Annotated in this window: 17 protein-coding genes and 1 other RNA gene; 11 read left to right on the top strand and 7 right to left on the bottom strand. The window is 60.3% G+C overall.

Annotation, left to right across the window (positions count from 1 at the left end; translation table 11 throughout):
• Nucleotides 1–135 precede the first annotated feature (135 nt).
• From KCG44_RS03335 to KCG44_RS03325, 3 genes are all read right to left on the bottom strand, one after another.
• A complete protein-coding gene (locus KCG44_RS03335) occupies nucleotides 136–903 on the bottom strand; it encodes an enoyl-CoA hydratase/isomerase family protein (RefSeq protein WP_218444188.1) in 768 nt (255 codons plus the stop codon).
• Between the two features lie 163 nt (nucleotides 904–1,066).
• Complete coding sequence (locus KCG44_RS03330; RefSeq protein WP_218444186.1) at nucleotides 1,067–1,942, bottom strand: polysaccharide deacetylase family protein; 876 nt, start codon at nucleotides 1,940–1,942, stop codon at nucleotides 1,067–1,069.
• The gene (locus KCG44_RS03325; RefSeq protein ID WP_218444184.1) at nucleotides 1,939–2,085 is read right to left on the bottom strand and encodes a hypothetical protein; all 147 of its coding nucleotides are present in this window, start codon (nucleotides 2,083–2,085) and stop codon (nucleotides 1,939–1,941) included. The genes KCG44_RS03330 and KCG44_RS03325 overlap by 4 nt, the downstream gene beginning before the upstream one ends.
• A 250-nt stretch (nucleotides 2,086–2,335) precedes the next feature.
• Between KCG44_RS03325 and KCG44_RS03320 the strand changes: the two genes are divergently transcribed.
• Nucleotides 2,336–2,887: a GNAT family N-acetyltransferase gene (locus KCG44_RS03320; RefSeq protein ID WP_218444182.1), complete on the top strand. Its 552-nt coding sequence runs from the start codon at nucleotides 2,336–2,338 to the stop codon at nucleotides 2,885–2,887.
• A 98-nt stretch (nucleotides 2,888–2,985) separates the two neighbouring features.
• Here the strand turns inward: KCG44_RS03320 and KCG44_RS03315 are convergent, their stop codons facing one another.
• Complete coding sequence (locus tag KCG44_RS03315; protein WP_218444181.1) at nucleotides 2,986–3,963, bottom strand: hydroxymethylglutaryl-CoA lyase; 978 nt, start codon at nucleotides 3,961–3,963, stop codon at nucleotides 2,986–2,988.
• Nucleotides 3,964–4,148: 185 nt separating this feature from the next.
• Here KCG44_RS03315 and KCG44_RS03310 point away from each other — a divergent pair, with 185 nt between their 5' ends.
• Entirely contained in the window at nucleotides 4,149–5,345 is a 1,197-nt protein-coding gene (locus KCG44_RS03310) for a CaiB/BaiF CoA transferase family protein (RefSeq protein ID WP_369411920.1), read from the top strand.
• Between the two features lie 136 nt (nucleotides 5,346–5,481).
• On the opposite strand, the gene KCG44_RS03305 is transcribed toward KCG44_RS03310, so the two are convergent.
• A complete protein-coding gene (locus tag KCG44_RS03305) occupies nucleotides 5,482–5,715 on the bottom strand; it encodes a hypervirulence associated TUDOR domain-containing protein (RefSeq protein WP_218444179.1) in 234 nt (77 codons plus the stop codon).
• Nucleotides 5,716–5,818: 103 nt separating this feature from the next.
• On the opposite strand from KCG44_RS03305, the gene KCG44_RS03300 reads away from it, so the two are divergent.
• The 3 genes from KCG44_RS03300 (at nucleotide 5,819) to ssrA (ending at nucleotide 8,164) form a co-directional block, all read left to right on the top strand.
• A complete protein-coding gene (locus tag KCG44_RS03300; RefSeq protein WP_218444178.1) occupies nucleotides 5,819–6,970 on the top strand; it encodes a glycosyltransferase family 4 protein in 1,152 nt (383 codons plus the stop codon).
• On the top strand, nucleotides 6,967–7,770 hold the full coding sequence (locus KCG44_RS03295) for a sulfotransferase family protein (protein ID WP_255536283.1): 804 nt from the start codon (nucleotides 6,967–6,969) through the stop codon (nucleotides 7,768–7,770). The genes KCG44_RS03300 and KCG44_RS03295 overlap by 4 nt, the downstream gene beginning before the upstream one ends.
• A 32-nt stretch (nucleotides 7,771–7,802) precedes the next feature.
• Nucleotides 7,803–8,164, top strand: a transfer-messenger RNA (tmRNA) gene (ssrA, locus tag KCG44_RS03290).
• Between the two features lie 53 nt (nucleotides 8,165–8,217).
• Here the strand turns inward: ssrA and KCG44_RS03285 are convergent.
• On the bottom strand, nucleotides 8,218–9,306 hold the full coding sequence (locus KCG44_RS03285; protein WP_218444175.1) for an acyltransferase family protein: 1,089 nt from the start codon (nucleotides 9,304–9,306) through the stop codon (nucleotides 8,218–8,220).
• A 135-nt stretch (nucleotides 9,307–9,441) separates the two neighbouring features.
• Here KCG44_RS03285 and KCG44_RS03280 point away from each other — a divergent pair, with 135 nt between their 5' ends.
• The 4 genes from KCG44_RS03280 (at nucleotide 9,442) to KCG44_RS03265 (ending at nucleotide 13,721) form a co-directional block, all read left to right on the top strand.
• The gene (locus KCG44_RS03280; protein ID WP_218444652.1) at nucleotides 9,442–10,020 is read left to right on the top strand and encodes an SspB family protein; all 579 of its coding nucleotides are present in this window, start codon (nucleotides 9,442–9,444) and stop codon (nucleotides 10,018–10,020) included.
• Between the two features lie 133 nt (nucleotides 10,021–10,153).
• On the top strand, nucleotides 10,154–11,551 hold the full coding sequence (gene fumC, locus KCG44_RS03275) for a class II fumarate hydratase (RefSeq protein ID WP_218444174.1): 1,398 nt from the start codon (nucleotides 10,154–10,156) through the stop codon (nucleotides 11,549–11,551).
• A 31-nt stretch (nucleotides 11,552–11,582) separates the two neighbouring features.
• A complete protein-coding gene (gmk, locus tag KCG44_RS03270; RefSeq protein ID WP_218444173.1) occupies nucleotides 11,583–12,221 on the top strand; it encodes a guanylate kinase in 639 nt (212 codons plus the stop codon).
• Between the two features lie 3 nt (nucleotides 12,222–12,224).
• Nucleotides 12,225–13,721, top strand: a complete 1,497-nt coding sequence (locus KCG44_RS03265) for a Do family serine endopeptidase (protein ID WP_255536282.1) — start codon at nucleotides 12,225–12,227, stop codon at nucleotides 13,719–13,721.
• On the opposite strand, the gene KCG44_RS03260 is transcribed toward KCG44_RS03265, so the two are convergent.
• Nucleotides 13,718–14,425: a spermidine synthase gene (locus KCG44_RS03260; RefSeq protein WP_218444171.1), complete on the bottom strand. Its 708-nt coding sequence runs from the start codon at nucleotides 14,423–14,425 to the stop codon at nucleotides 13,718–13,720. The two genes, KCG44_RS03265 and KCG44_RS03260, sit on opposite strands and share 4 nt — an antisense overlap.
• A gap of 183 nt (nucleotides 14,426–14,608) precedes the next feature.
• Between KCG44_RS03260 and KCG44_RS03255 the strand changes: the two genes are divergently transcribed.
• A complete protein-coding gene (locus tag KCG44_RS03255) occupies nucleotides 14,609–15,358 on the top strand; it encodes an electron transfer flavoprotein subunit beta/FixA family protein (RefSeq protein ID WP_218444170.1) in 750 nt (249 codons plus the stop codon).
• Complete coding sequence (locus KCG44_RS03250; RefSeq protein ID WP_218444169.1) at nucleotides 15,355–16,287, top strand: electron transfer flavoprotein subunit alpha/FixB family protein; 933 nt, start codon at nucleotides 15,355–15,357, stop codon at nucleotides 16,285–16,287. Before KCG44_RS03255 ends, KCG44_RS03250 begins: the two co-directional genes overlap by 4 nt.
• Nucleotides 16,288–16,297: the final 10 nt, after the last annotated feature.

The raw sequence follows: 16,297 nt of genomic DNA, 5'->3' as shown, positions 1-16,297 counted from the left end.
ATGCCGCGTCCAATTAGGGTGCAATAGCACGGCGTTCCGGCCCCCCAGCTTCGTGCGTCCGCCCGGAACACCTGCCCGCCTCAAGGCCAGGGACCAGGATCGTGACGCACATGATGCCGTCATGTTTCTGATCGCTCAAAATTCGGCCTCTCTCTTGCCAAGGAACGACGCCACGCCCTCCTTGTAATCGGCGCTGTGAAACGTTGTGCGGAATTCAGCCAATGTCATTTCATCATCATCGGACTGCCCGGCCAGGATGCGGGAAACGTTGCGCTTTGTGCCCGCAATGGACAGCGGACTTGCCGACAGGATCGCTTCCGACAACTCGCCAAGCGCAGCGGCCGGATCATCCGATAGAAAATCAACGAGACCGATACGGTGCGCTTCGGCGGCGCCGATCAGCTTTGCGGTGAACAGAATGCGCTTCGCCTGCGCCGGGCCGACCAGATCGACCAGCAGCTTCGTATCGTGCAGCGAATAGACAATGCCGAGGCGCGCCGGGGTAATGCCAAACCGCGCTTTCGGCCCCGACACGCGAAGATCGCAGGCAATGGACAGGCCGCATCCGCCGCCGACACAGACCCCTTCGATAAAACTGACTGTCGGCTTGGGCGCGCGTGCGAGTGCATACTGGCTATCGCGAATGGCGGACTGATTTGCCTTGCCCCACGCCGCGTCGCTCGCTTTCGCGCCAAACTCGGCGATATCCGCACCCGCGGAAAAGGCATCTCCGCCCGCGCCGCGCAGGATCAGCAGCCGAACCTCGTCATCCCCCATCGCCTTATGAACAAGCCCCGGCAGCGCGGCCCACATCTCATGCAGGAAAGCGTTCTTCTTCTCCGGCCGGTCAATCAGAAGCGTTGCTATACGGCCGGATTTCTCAAGGCGGAGATATTTCGTCATACCGCCCCGCGCCCTTCCAGAGAGCGACGGGAGAAGGACGGCGAGGCGCCGTTCGGGCCATCCACATCTACCACCGTTGAATTTTGAAAGCAGGGGCCGCCGGGCCGCGGCCTGCACCTTTCCATAGGCTTTCCTCGAAAAAGAGGGAGATATCCCGCGCCCGTCACGCCGGGTGCACTTTGGCAAAATGATCCGCGATCTGCTTGCGGCTGGCGATCCACACGTCATCACGCCCGGTCACATGTTTCAAAAACTCCTCAAAGGCCCAGATGCGGCCTGGACGGCCGATGATGCGGAGGTGCAGGCCGAGCGAGCCATATTTCGGGGCCCCCTCCGCACCTTCTTTGACCAGCTGATCAAAGCTGCGCCGCGCATAGTCCAGCCACGCTTCGGGACTGTAGGCAGGGTCGGTCCACATCTTCATGTCATTGGAATCGATCTGATATGGCATGATCGTCAGCGGCGTGCCAGGCACGGTTTCCCGGTCCCAGAACGGCACGTCACCGGAATAATCATCCATGTGATATGTGTAGCCAGCTTCGATCAGCAGGCGGCGCGTATTGTCTGTATGGAGATAGCGGCTGAGCCAGCCATAAGGCCGCGTACCCGTTGTCCTCTCGATCGATTCTGTCGCCATTCTGATGAACTTGCGCTCGGTCTTCTCGTCCATCCTGAACTGGTGGATCCAGCGATAGCCATGGCTGACCGGCTCATGGCCCAACTGACGAATGGCGCGGCCCAGGTCGGGGTAGCGTTCAAGACTCATGGCGGCGACGGTCCAGCTGGCCATGACGCCGTATTTCTCCAAAAGTCCGACAACGCGCGGCGCGCCAGCCTTCAGGCCGTACAGATAATTCGATTCATTCCCGTAATTGCGAATAGGTGACTTGATGTGAATGCCAAGCTCGTCGACCGGCTCCATACCGCGGTCGCCCCGCGCGACCGTCATCTCGCTGCCTTCCTCCACATTGACGACGATGGACAGCGCGGTGTTTTCACCCTTCGGCCAGTCGATACGTTCATGGGGAAGGATGGTCATTCGTTCATCTCCTCACCGCCCGGCACGTCCAGCGCTTCGCCTGTCATCAGCAACGGCTTCATGATGTAGCCAATCCCGGCATTGTTCAAGGGTGCGCCCAAGAAAATGCTGCGCAGCATTTTGTGCAGCATTTTGTGCAGCATTGGTGAGCTCGTGCAGCGCCGACACAAGGGCCAGGATACTCTGTGCCGCCGTCATAAGTGCTTGCACAATATATCGATAATTTCCTGCATTCTTTCGCCGTCAGTGTGGCTGCAGCCGCTCCATTCGCCTCGGAACCGGACAGCATGCGCCGCAATGCGCCTGATGGGCGCGGCGGGGGCGGCCAAAAGCGCCGAACAGCCATGATCGTGCCACCTTGTCTGTTCTGCCGCGCAGCGGCAGACAGCCGCCATGCACGATACCGATATTACTGTTCGCACCGCCGAAATAACCGATGCAGGCCGTCTCTCTCTGATCGGCCAGGCGACATTTCTGGAAAGCTTTGCCGATATTCTGCCGGGCAGCGATATCCTGCTGCACTGCCGGACACAGCATTCCGCAGCGGATTATGCCGCGCGGCTGGCGAGTGATGACGGCGCGCTATGGCTGGCCGAGGGAAAGCGCGGTGCACCGATTGGCTATGCGGCGCTCAGCACGCCTGACCTGCCCGATGTCGAATCGCAGCCTGGCGATGTCGAACTCAAGCGCATTTATGTCCTGTCGAGATTTCACGGTTCCGGGGTCGGCATGAACCTGATGAACACTACGATCGCGCATGCAAAAGAGGTTGGATGCAGGCGGCTTTTGCTTGGCGTGTACGCCCGCAACGGACGCGCCATCAATTTCTACCGCAAAAGCGGCTTCGCCCTCATCGGGAGCCGCCGCTTTCTGGTCGGTGAGAACCGGTATGACGACGTCATTATGGCACGGTCCCTTGATGAGGGCGCTGACCGGGAAGGGTAATTCCCGCTAGGCAGCCTTTGCCTGCACGGCCCAAACCGGCTGCCTCGGTAGCGGCAGGCCGGTAATGGTGCCGCCGACGTCGACACCCGGGCGATCACTCATGCTGTTCTCTTCATTCGGGCTTCCCATCCTGCGGGAAGGCCCGCCCTTGAGACGACACTGGGCAGGTCCTTGCCGATGACATCCTTGAACCAGTGGTTGACCTTGATTGCCGCCGCCAGATCCAGGCCGGTTTCGATGCCACTTGTCTGCATAAGATAGGCGAGATCTTCCGTTGCTATATTCCCGGTCGCATTCGGTGCGAACGGGCAACCGCCAAGACCGCCGAGCGAGGAGTCGAGCGTCGTTACGCCCGCCTGATATGCCGCCCATGCATTGGCGATGCCCATGCCTCGCGTGTCATGGAAATGGACGCGCAGCGGCATGTCGCCGACAGCATCGCGGACCATCCCGACCAGCTGCGTCACCTGCGCCGGGACACCTGCACCGATCGTATCGGCAAGCGCGATCTCCTCCGCGCCGGCTTCGGCCATCTCGCTGGCCAGCCTGACGACTGTTTCCATGGGCACATCACCCTCGAACGGACACCCAAAGGCGGCGGAGATGGTCACCTGCGCCTTTAGTCCATTGTCCTTTGCAAGGCGGATCATCTCGCGATTTTCGCGGATGCCATCCTCGATGCTCTGGCCCTGATTCCTTTGGCCGAATGTGTCGCTGGCGACGATGACACAGCCTGCTTCGTCAATGCCGCGCTTATTGCCATCGCGTGAGGCAATGCCGCGCATCACACCGCGCTTGTTCAGGCATAGCCCGATATAGGAAACGTCCGCGCGATCCGGCAGCGCTTCGATGACCGCTTCGGCATCGGCCATTTGCGGCACGCGCTCCGGATGGACGAAGCTCGCAACCTCGACGCGCCTGATCCCGGCATCCATCATGCGGGTGATCAGTGCGACCTTGTCAGCCGTACCGATGACCTCCGGCTCATTTTGCAGTCCGTCACGGGCACCGACCTCAACGATGTCGATCGTGCGATCAGCGGCGGCGGGAACATTGTTCGCTAGCGAGTCACTCATGAAGGCACTTCTTCTTCAACCAGCCGGATCGCGTCAAGATTGTATGCAGAAAAATTCAATTTCTGCAAAATTCATAGAAGTGACGAGGCTGCGCACAAAGATTGTATACATTATTTCACGCCATATTTATACGCAGTCATCCCGGCGGGGCTGCGGATTTAGCCGAATTTGATCCAGGAGCGATAATGATGAGCAGTGATGCGCACGGTGCCCTGCGGGGCCTTCGCCTGATTGAAATGGGCCAATTGATCGCGGGTCCGTTCTGCGGCCAGTTGATGGCGGACCACGGTGCGGAAGTGATCAAGATCGAACCGCCCGGCACTGGTGATCCGATGCGGGGCTGGGGCCAAGGCATCCCCTTGTGGTGGTCCGTCGTCGCCCGCAACAAGAAGTGCATTACGGTAAACCTGCGCGAGGCGGAGGGGCAGGACATTGTCCGCCGCCTCGCTGAAAAGTCCGATTTCCTGCTGGAGAATTTCCGCCCCGGCACCATGGAGAAATGGTCGCTGGGCTGGGAAAGCCTGCACGAGCTGAACAGGCGCCTGATCATGATCCGCGTATCGGGTTTTGGCCAGACCGGCCCCTATGCGAAACGCGCGGGTTATGGCTCGATCGGTGAGGCCATGGGCGGCATGCGTTACCTCGCCGGCGACCCGTCGACACCGCCCAGCCGCGTCGGCCTGTCCATTGGCGATTCGCTCGCGGCGACCTATGCCTGCCTTGGCGCGATGATGGCGCTGCACCACCGCGAGCGCACCGGCGAAGGCCAGATGGTCGATGCCGCAATCTACGAAGCCGTGCTCGCCATGATGGAGTCGACAGTCGCGGAATTCACCGTCGGCGGCATCATCCGCGAGCGCACCGGTTCCATCCTGCCCGGCATTGCTCCGTCAAACATTTATCCGGCGAAAGACGGTGAAATCCTGATCGGTGCCAATCAGGACAGCGTCTGGGCACGCATGTCACAAGCCATGGGCAAGCCAGAACTTGCCGCCGATGACCGCTTCAGGGATCACGTTTCCCGAGGCCGCAATCAGGCGGAACTTGACGACATGATTTCCGCGTGGACGGCAACATTTGATACCGAAAACCTGCTTGGCCTTCTGGAACGTGCGGGCGTACCTGCCGGCAGGATCTACAAGGCACCGGATATGCTGCAGGACCCGCAATTCCTTGCCCGCGATGCACTTCAGACGGTACCCCATCCCGAACATGAAAATCTTGTCATGCAGGCGCCCGCACCCAGGCTTTCCGCGACACCGGGCAGTATCAGATGGCCCGGCCCGCCAGAGCTCGGTCAGCATAATGAGGAAATCCTCGGCGAGCTGCTTGGCATGGATAGCGCCGCGCGAGCGGACCTTTCAGATCGCGGCATCATCTAAGGGCCGTATCCAATGACCCTTTTCGAATGACGCTTATACATTCGCCTGTTACGCGCGCCGTTCCATATGGATATTGTGGCAGAACGGGCGGTGAACCAGCGGCTGAATTGGGCGCGGGCTGAAAGTTCGGTAAATTCTAGCTTTGGGGGTCAGCCTCAATCTCGGAACCGCGCTTCAGCACCTTATCGCCATCATCCTGCTCGATCAGATATGCGGGATTGTCTGCGTCGCCCTTTTTCGTGACTTCACTGCCCTGCAAGGTGCGTGTCACTTCCCGCTCGAAACGTTCGGTGATCTGGCCCTTGGCTGTTCCGTCACCCCAGCTCCATTTCACATACTGATTTGTCCGGAAACTGTTGCTGTTCGACATGCGATTCCCCTCTTCATTCAGGATGTGCAGATGGCAACCAAACGCGGTTAAGGCACGACGGCTGCATTGGCATTTGGTCGCAGGCGGCGCTAGAACGGCGGCCATGCAGCCAGAAGATCTTCGCGTTGCCCTGTTCTCGGGCAACTATAACTATGTGAAAGACGGCGCAAATCAGGCCCTGAACAGGCTTGTGGCGCATCTGCTTTCACGCGGCGTCCGCGTGCGCATCTATTCGCCGACAATCGAGGATCCGCCATTCGAGGCGACTGGAGATCTTGTTTCCGTGCCGTCCGTAGCGTTGCCGGGACGAGACGAGTATCGCTTGGGCTTTGGCCTGATCGGCAATGGCGACGACATCAAGGCATTCGATCCGCATGTCATACATATCGCCTCGCCTGACATTATCGGGCACAGGGCGGCGGCATGGGCGAAGCGGCATTACACGCCCCTTGTCGCGAGTGTACACACCCGCTTCGAGACCTATTTCCGCTATTATAAAGCGGCGTGGATGCAGACGTTTATCGAGGCGGGCCTGCGCCGCCTCTATCGCAAGTGCGAAGAAATCTACGCACCATCGGAATCCATGGCTGCGGTCCTGACCGATCAGCGCATGAATTCCAAAGTCAGAATCTGGAGCCGCGGCATTGACGGCGATCTTTATAATCCGGATCGCCGCGACATGGCTTGGCGTCGTCAGCAGGGCATTGGCAACGACGAGGTCGTGATCCTGTTTGTCGGGCGTCTGGTGCTTGAAAAGGGTCTCGACACCTTTTCCGACACATTGAAGGAACTGGATCGCCGGGGCATCGCTTACCGCGCGCTATTTGTCGGCGAAGGTCCGGCGCGCAGCTGGATCGAGGAGCGTGCGCCGCAGGGCATTTTCACAGGCTTCCTGAGCGGCGAAGATCTTGCGCGGGCATTTGCCAGTGCCGACATCATGTTCAATCCATCATCCACCGAAACATTTGGGAATGTGACGCTGGAGGCGATGGCATCCGCATTGCCCGTGGTCGCGGCGCGGGCAACAGGCAGCCTAAGTCTGGTCGATGAGGGCGTCAGCGGCAGGCTGACGACCCCCGATTCAATTCGCGAATCTGCCGACGCGCTCGCTTTCTATCTGGGTGACGCGGAGGCCCGATCGGCTGCAGGCATCGCCGGGCGGGAGCGCTCCAAGCGATTTGATTGGGATCGCATTAACGAAGGCCTGCTACAGCGCTATCTCGCAATCGCTGATTCTACACGGAAGAACCGATGAAAGCATGGCTGGCCCGTCGCATTCTTCGCCGCGGGAATATCAGACAGATACATATTGTCGGCTGCTCGCGCAGTGGGACCACCATGCTGCATGTCGCGATGAGCGCATTTCGAGGCGTTGAACTGTGGCCGGAAGAAAGCTCGGCAACCACGCCAACATTGTCGGAACGGCGCGACATTGCCGCGCGCTTCAGGAAACGGAATGCTGCATCTGATGCTCAGAATCACCTGATCACGAAACGCAATTTCGGCTGGTTCCACCGCACCGAAACGGATGAGATGATCGCGAAGGTACGCCAGGAAGATATGGGGCTGATTCTGATGATCCGCGATCCGCGCGATGTCATGTTGAGCCGTCACAGCGCGAGCGACAGCGACGACGCCTATGTGGATCCGGAACATTGGGTCCGCTCGATACGCGCGGGCGAACATCTTGCCGCGCATTTGGCGGATGAGCCACGCTTTCTGACAGTAAATTACGAAGAGCTGGTCCAGTCGCCCGGCAAGATCGAAACGCAGCTGGGAGAATGTTTCGGCCTGTCCCTGCGCGACGGTTCGCCCGGGCTTGGCGCGGTCAAGGCAAACTTTGACGCGTCCAAGGGCGATTTCGAACCTTATATCATTCAGGCGCTGCACGGCGTGCGCGACATGAGCCCGGCCTCTGTAGGCAAATGGCAACATGAAAAGGCCGATCCGGCTGCCATCCTGCGAAAACATGCTGACGCAGGCCCCGTGTTCCTTCGATTTTGCAGTCAGTACGGCTACCCTTATGAAGTGGCGCTGCCGGACGCCGCCAGCTAGCTTATCCTATCGCACCCCGGCCCGATCGAGCGGCAATTGATTTTTTCGTAAATTCGCCTATATTCGTCCTGTCGGCTTAGCGGCTGACTATGGCGATAAATGGCGCCGTGAAATAGGCATATTGGACCCGGGGGCGGTACCCGGCAGCTCCACCACAGGCTTCGCCTGACCTTGAAAAAGGCGAAGTCTTTGATGGGGCTGAAATAGGATCGACATGTGCTGAAAGACGGTGGTTTTGCCCGGCCTGAATACGCCGTAAAAGTTTTCAAACTCAATAAATGCTAACGATAACGAAGCATTTGCGATGGCCGCCTAACCCAAGTCCTTTTTCGAGGATTAGGTTAGTACGACTTAAGCACGGTTCGGGGCGCACCGGGTAACAGAAGCGTCAGTCCAGCGGTCCGGAGGGCACCGGGCAACAGAAGCCCTCCATTTATCATAGGATATCTAAATGCGTACTGGTCTTGGCGGCGCCTGAAGGACCAATGCCAGATGGCCGCGCAGCCAGGCGGTGAAGCGGCCCTCCAGAATTTGCGACAGGCCCATGCCGCCGGCAACGAGACCAAGCAACAGGATTATGCTGCCGACCGGTCCATGTAGCATCTCGAACTGCTCCCCGGACAGCAGTATGATCAGCGGCCGGTGGAACATGTATATCGTGAAGGTGGCCGCCGACAAGATCTTGATCGCGCGCGCATATTTTCTGAGAATGCCCGGTACGGCGCTGCGCATGGCGACCAGGTGGATAAGGAACAGTGCCGCGATCGGCAGGTCGGTCAGCACCGGGGTCGAATCCCGCAGCACATACCAGATTGGAAATTCGCCTTGCACCGCCTTGCGCACGATATCGGGCAGGCCGGACAGGCAAATGGCGAGGATCGCGATGAGCGCTACCGCGGCCACAAAACGCGAATGCTTCCTCAGCCGCCCTCCCCGGTGATGCAGCCACACCCCGGCCAGCCATGCCGGCATCAGCGCCAATATGGCCGGACCTGCGATCAGCGCAGCAATACCTGCCCACAGCCAGCGCAGGCGTCCGCCATAAAGGAGGAGTGCAAAGATTAGATAATAGAATGCCTCATAGCAGAGCGACCAGAAGGGATAGTTAAGCGGCAGATTTGCGTCGACCAGCCAGCTGCGGGAAAGAAACATGAGCGACAGGCCAAGATCGGCAAACGACCATTCGCCGCGGTCGGCAACGCCCGGTTGCCAGCCGCTGGACGTGATGAAGGCGGCGCACAGAATGCTGAACAGCATAGCGGGAATAATGACGGCATATAGGCGGCTGAAGCGCGCGGCGGCATATACGCGCGCGTCGCGGCCCTCAGCGCTATGCGCGATGACAAGACCGGAAATCACGAAAAACACGATCACCGCCTCATGCGACAGCCGTTCGAATATCGATGGAATGGCATAGCCGTCCTGCGACATGTGCCCCAGGAGCACCGCAAGCGCCGCCAGAAACCGGCACAGGTCGAGATAGAGCGAAAAACCTCCATCCGCGAGCGGACGCGGTGCCAGGACCCCGGAAACCATATTACATCCATTATGGATGTATACAGGCCCGTCAATTGAAACCAGGCGACGTCACGGATTATCCGGCCGGTTATAAAGTCACGCGGCGACGCTTCGCGGTTGACCGAAACCCGCTTCTGGGTCACCTATTGTCCCATGACCGACGAGACGCCGCCAGATAGCCTGATCCCCTATGATGAATATGTGCAGGACGCGCTGCGCGGCGTGGTCTATCTGACCCTGTCCAATATCGCATCGGAAGGATCGCTGCCTGGCGACCATCACTTCTATATCGCGTTCAAGACGCGCGCGGAGGGGGTCAATATCCCGGCGCAGCTGATGGAGAAATATCCCGACGAGATGACAATCGTCGTGCAGCATCGCTATTGGGATCTGAAGGTCGATCATGAGGGGTTTGAGATCGGCCTCAGTTTCAATCAGGTGCCGTCAAAGCTGGTCGTGCCGCTGTCAGCCGTGACCGGCTTTGTCGATCCGTCCGTGAATTTCGCGCTCCAGTTTCCGCCGCCAGACGTCACGGCGGCAAAGCCCGCGTTGAAATCCGTTGATGGCGATGACGCCGCCAGGACAAAATCGGCTGAGCACGCCCCCTCAACGCCAGCTACGGATGTGGATACGGCGCCCCCCGCAGCCGGCGCGAAGGACGAAAAGACAGCCGCCGCCAAGGACGAGAAGCCCAAGGACAATGTCGTCTCCATCGATTTCCGCAAGAAATGATTGAGCCTGTGCGCGTGCCCGCATAGTCAGGGCCGCGTCAGTTTCCGGGTCGGTCTGGCGTGCCGTTTCGTGCACCTGCCGCCCATGTCCTCATTCTCGTACCAACGGGAAACACGTCTGAATGGAGCTACCCATGAGCGAATCCGCCGTTTCTGAAACCCGTACCGAATCCGACAGCTTTGGCCCCATCGAGGTGCGCGCGGATGCTTATTGGGGCGCGCAGACACAGCGGTCGATCGGCAACTTCCCGATCGGCAATGAGACCATGCCGGTCCCGCTGATCCACGCATTGGGGATCGTGAAGCACGCCGCCGCCATCGTGAATGAGCGCTCAGGGCTCGACGAAAGGCTTGCCAGGGCCATCCAGAACGCCGCCGAACAGGTCGCCAATGGCGAATATGACGATCAGTTCCCACTTGTCGTGTGGCAGACCGGCAGCGGTACGCAGTCGAATATGAACACGAACGAGGTCATTGCCGGCCGCGCAAATGAGCTGCTGACCGGCACGCGCGGCGGCAAGGATCCGGTACACCCGAACGACCACGTCAATCGCGGCCAGTCGTCAAACGACACTTTTCCGACCGCCATGCACATTGCCGCGGGCCGTGAAATCGCTTCACTGCTCGTACCGGCGCTTGAGCACCTGCGCGGCGCGCTGGAGGCAAAATCGGAAGAGTTTGCGAGCATCGTCAAAATTGGCCGCACCCATATGCAGGATGCGACGCCGGTAACACTCGGCCAGGAATTTGGCGGCTATGCCCGCATGATCGAAGACGGCATCGCGCGCATCGAGGCAACGCTGCCGCGCGTATATCGCCTTGCCCAAGGCGGCACCGCTGTGGGCACGGGACTAAATTCCGCGCCTGGGTTCGCGGAGGATTTCGCGGCCGAAGTGGCGCGTCTGACGGGCCTGCCCTTTGAAACGGCGCCCAATAAATTCGAAGCGCTGGCGACCCATGATACGATGGTGGAGCTGTCCGGCGCGCTTAACGTGCTGGCGGTCAGCCTCAACAAGATCGCCAATGATCTTCGGCTCCTCGGTTCAGGTCCACGCTCGGGGCTTGGCGAATTGCAACTGCCGGAAAACGAACCCGGCAGTTCCATCATGCCCGGAAAGGTAAACCCGACGCAGTGCGAGGCGCTGACCATGGTCGCCGCGCAGGTCATGGGCAACCATATCACCGTCACCGTCGGCGGTGCGCAGGGGCATATGGAGCTCAACGTCTTCAAGCCCGTCATTGCTTATAATGTCCTTCAGTCGATTCGCCTGATTGCGGATGCGAGCGTGTCGTTCACGGACCGCTGTGTCGATGGCATCACGCCCAACGAGACGCGTATTGCGGAGCTTCTGGAGCGCTCGCTGATGCTGGTCACGGCGCTGGTACCGGAAATCGGCTATGACAAGGCGACGGAGATCGCGAAGAAGGCGCATAAGGAAGGGACGACCCTCGTCGAATCGGCGCTTACGCTTGGCTATGTGACCGAGGAGCGCTTTCGCGAAATCGTCCGTCCCGAGAACATGATTGGCTGAAACCGCAGCGACGGCAGCGCAGGAGGCATCCATGAACCGCCGCGGAATTCTGTTCGTGTTGTCATCTCCGTCCGGAGCGGGGAAGTCCACCATGGCACGCATGCTGCTGGAGGCGGAACCCGACATGCGCGTCTCCATATCGGCAACGACGCGCGCGCCGCGCCGGGGGGAGGAGCATGGGCGCGAATATTTTTTCGAATCCGAAACCGAGTTCGATACCCTGGTCGAAACGGGCGCCCTTATCGAATGGGCCCATGTGTTCGACCACCGCTACGGCACACCGCGCGCGCCTGTCGAGGAGGCGCTTACATCCGGCAAGGACATGCTGTTCGACGTCGACTGGCAGGGTACGCAGCAGCTGAGACAGCAGATGCGCGAAGACATTGTGTCCATTTTTCTCCTGCCCCCTTCAATGGCGGAACTGGAACGCCGCCTCAGATCTCGCGGCACCGACAGCGACGATGTGATCGCGGGACGCATGGACCGCGCGGAGGCTGAAATCAGTCACTGGGCCGAATATGATTATGTTTTCATCAACGACCATTTATCGTCATGTTTCGCGGATGTACGAAAGGTCGTCGATGGCGAGCGCCTGCGTCGCACACGCCGGGGGGCATCGCTGACCGACTTCGTAAGGAACATGTCACGATCACCGGATGCGGGAGCGTAAATCATGAAGACCGGAAAGATCCTGATGCTGGTGTGCGGCCTTCTGGCCGGCCTCGCCTTTGCCATGGCGATCGACAAGGTCCTCCCCGAAGCGACCGCGCAGTCCCTTCTTGAGCCAGGCGCGGACGGACGGGACACCGCCGATGAAAGCCAGGCCATGCGCCGTTTGCCGGGCAGCAGGGAAGAGGTGATGCTTTCCTATGCGCCGCTGGTGCAGCAGGTCGCGCCGGCGGTCGTCAACATCTATACCGCCCGGCGCGTGCAGAGCCGCAGCCGCTCGGCATTCTTCGACGAATTTTTCGGCCGCGGCCGCATGTCCGCGCCGCCGCGCACACAGCAGTCGCTCGGGTCAGGCGTTATCGTTGGCCAGGACGGTCTCATCATTACCAATAATCACGTTGTCGACGGCGCGGAGCAGATCCTCGTATCCCTGGCCGACAGGCGGGAATATGCCGCAAAACTGGTCTTCACCGACGCGCAGCTCGATCTGGCGCTTTTGCAGGTCAGCACCGAGGGCGTGCAACTGCCGACCGTGGATTTTGGCGATTCCGAGCGCACCGAGGTTGGCGATATCGTCGTTGCCATCGGGAACCCCTTCGGTGTCGGTCAGACGGTCACAAGCGGCATCATCTCCGCCGTCGCCCGCACGGGTGTCGGGATCAGCGACTATCAGTTCTTTTTACAGACAGACGCTGCGATCAATCCCGGCAATAGCGGCGGGGCGCTCATCGGCCTTGACGGCACATTGGTTGGTGTGAACACCGCCATTTATTCCCGCAGCGGTGGATCGAACGGCATTGGATTTGCCATTCCGGTTAACATGGTGCGGCAGTTTCTTGCGGGTGCAAAGACGGGCCGCATCGTTCGGCCATGGCTGGGTGCCGATACGCAGGCCGTCACCCGAGAGCTTGCGGCGAGCCTTGGCCTCGACCGACCGTCAGGCGTTCTGATCCGCAAGGTCAGTGTCGGCGGCCCTGCCGCCAAGGCGGGTCTGCGGGTCGGCGACATCGTGACGGCGATTAACGGCCAGGCGGCGACCGACCCGGGCACGCTGCGCTATCTTGCTGGCAGCAGGCCGCTTGGCGAAGTGGTCCAGTTCAGCGTCCTGCGCGGGGACCGCGAACTTAGCGTCGATCTTCGTCTTATCGAGCCGCCAGAGAGTCCTCCGCGCGATGAGACCATGCTGACCGGTAACCATATCCTGACCGGTGTGCAGGTTGCCAACCTCAGCCCGCGCCTTGCCAGCGAGCTTGGTACGGATCTTCCGGAAAGCGGCGTGATCGTGACGGGTTTGACGCGCGGTGCACCCGCAGCGCGCCTGAACTTCGTGCGCACTGGCGACATTATCGAATCGGTGAACGACCAGGCGATCACTTCCGTCGATGGGCTGGAAACCGCCGTCGCGGGCACCAGCACAGAAGCGCGCGTCCGCTTCAGCCGCGGCGGACAAATGGCGGAATGCGTGTTTCAGGCACCACGCTTCTTTCGCTGCCGCTCCTAACTGGCTCGGCGCGCCAGCCAGATGATGTGGCGTGCGCCGCGGCCGCGTGCGCCAGAACGGTGAACGCTCGTTTCGACAGCGAATCCGACCTGCTGCAGCCGCCGGGTGAAGCGCGGATCGTCGTTCGCAGACCAGATCGCCAATACCCCGCCCGGGGCGAGCGCCTTTTTCGCCCGTGACAGACCGCGCGTCGAATATAGCCCTGAATTCGCCGCCTGGGTCAGGCCATCCGGACCATTATCAACGTCCAATAAGATGGCGTCATAGCCCCGCGCCCCTCCGGACGCGCCGCCTTCAGGTACGTCTTCCAGGACCAGGGCGACGTCATCGATGACAATCCGGACACGCGGATCATCAAGAGCGCCGTCAAAGACGCCCTTCATCGGCCCCTTTGCCCATTGCACGACTTCGGGGACGAGTTCGGCCACGACGACCCGCGCCTTCTTCCCCACGAGCGACAGCGCCTGACGCAGGGTCACGCCCATCCCAAGGCCGCCAATCAGAACATGCGCATCGGCCGCAGTGCCTTTCAGCGCTTCTGTCGCCAGCGCCGCCTCCGACCCGCCCCGGCGCGAGCTCATCAACTCGGTCCAACCCTCGCGGGCGCGGTACAGCATAATGACGAATTCCTCGCCGCGCTGCACAAGCCTTAGCGTGCCGCCGCTTAGCAGTTCCGTCTCGTCGATGATGATCCGTTCGAGCATGCCAGTCTATCTTTCGTATTTTTCGTCATTTCCGGCATTGATGGCCGCGCAGATTTTCGCGGACACGGAACCAACTAGCGTCTTTGACACGTTGACAGGCAGAATACCCCTGTTTCAAGGGGCGTCAGCTTGCGCGATGTGCAATCGCGCTTGGTTTCTCCGCAACCGAAAGGATGCCCACCGATGAAAATCCTCGTGCCCGTCAAACGGGTCATCGACTATAACGTCAAACCACGTGTGAAGGCCGACCAGTCGGGTGTCGATCTCGCCAATGTCAAAATGAGCATGAATCCATTCGACGAGATTGCCGTCGAAGAAGCGGTGCGCCTGAAAGAGGCGGGAACCGCGGCGGAAATCGTCGTCGTGTCCATAGGCGAGCAAAAGGCGCAGGAAACCCTGCGTACCGGCCTCGCCATGGGCGCGGATCGCGGCATCCTTGTTGTTTCCGAAAATATGCCGGAACCGCTCGCGGTCGCGAAAATCCTCGCGAAGATCGCCGAAGAGGAAAGTCCCGATCTCGTCATTCTTGGCAAGCAGGCCATTGACGACGATTCGAACCAGGTCGGCCAGATGCTGGCCGCGCTGCTCGGCTGGGCGCAGGGTACCTTCGCGTCGAAGGTCGAAGTTGCGGGCGACAAGGTCAATGTCACGCGCGAAGTCGATGGCGGCCTTGAGACGCTGGCGCTGTCGACACCCGCGATCATCACCACCGACCTGCGCCTGAACGAGCCGCGCTACGCGTCGCTGCCCAACATCATGAAGGCCAAGAAAAAGCCGATCGATGAGAAAACTCCGGCGGACTACGGCGTCGATACCGCGCCGCGCCTGGAAGTCGTCAAGGTTACCGAGCCACCCAAGCGCCAGGCCGGGGAAATCGTACCCGACGTCGATACCCTCGTCGCCAAACTCAAGGAACTGGGAGCCGTCGCATGAGCACCCTCATACTCGCAGATCACGACAATCAGACACTCGGCGCGGCAACGCTTGTCGCCGTCACCGCAGCCATGAAACTGGGCGGAGACGTCCATGTTCTTGTCGCAGGTTCCGGCTCCGGAGCTGTCGCGGACGCCGCCGCGAAGGTGCCGGGAGTGGACAAGGTCCTGCACGCCGATGACGCGGCTTATGCCCACGCGCTGGCAGAGAATGTCGCGCCGCTGATCGATGGCCTGATGTCGAATTACGACAATCTCCTCGCGCCTGCGACCACGACCGGCAAGAATGTTCTGCCCCGCGTCGCCGCACGTCTGGACGTTCAGCAGATTTCGGAAATCATCTCGATCAACGACGATGGCAGCTTCGACCGCCCGACCTATGCCGGTAACGCCATTGCAACGGTGAAGTCGTCGGACGCGAAGAAAGTCATTACCGTTCGCGGGACGGCTTTTGAAAAGGCCGAGACGGAGGGCGGCTCTGCCGCCATTGAAGCTATTTCCGGCGCAGGCGATAGCGGCACGTCGAGCTTCGTCTCCTCGGAAATCGCCGAAAGCGAGCGCCCCGAGCTGACCAGCGCAGGCATTATCGTATCGGGTGGCCGCGCGCTGCAGTCGGGCGAGAATTTCGAGAAATACATCGAACCGCTCGCCGACAAGCTGGGCGCCGCCGTTGGTGCCAGCCGCGCGGCGGTCGACGCGGGCTATGTCCCGAACGACTATCAGGTCGGCCAGACCGGCAAAATCGTCGCCCCGGAAATCTACATCGCCATCGGCATTTCAGGCGCCATCCAGCATCTGGCCGGCATGAAGGATTCCAAGACCATCATCGCCATCAACAAGGATGAGGATGCACCCATTTTCTCCGTTGCGGATTATGGTCTTGTCGCAGACCTGTACGAGGCGGTTCCGGAACTGACCGGCAAGATCTAGTCGGTCTGAA

The sequence above is a fragment of the Pacificimonas pallii genome (assembly GCF_019204005.1).
Lineage (GTDB): Bacteria > Pseudomonadota > Alphaproteobacteria > Sphingomonadales > Sphingomonadaceae > Pacificimonas > Pacificimonas pallii.
This window is presented reverse-complemented; position numbering and strand designations above follow the sequence as displayed.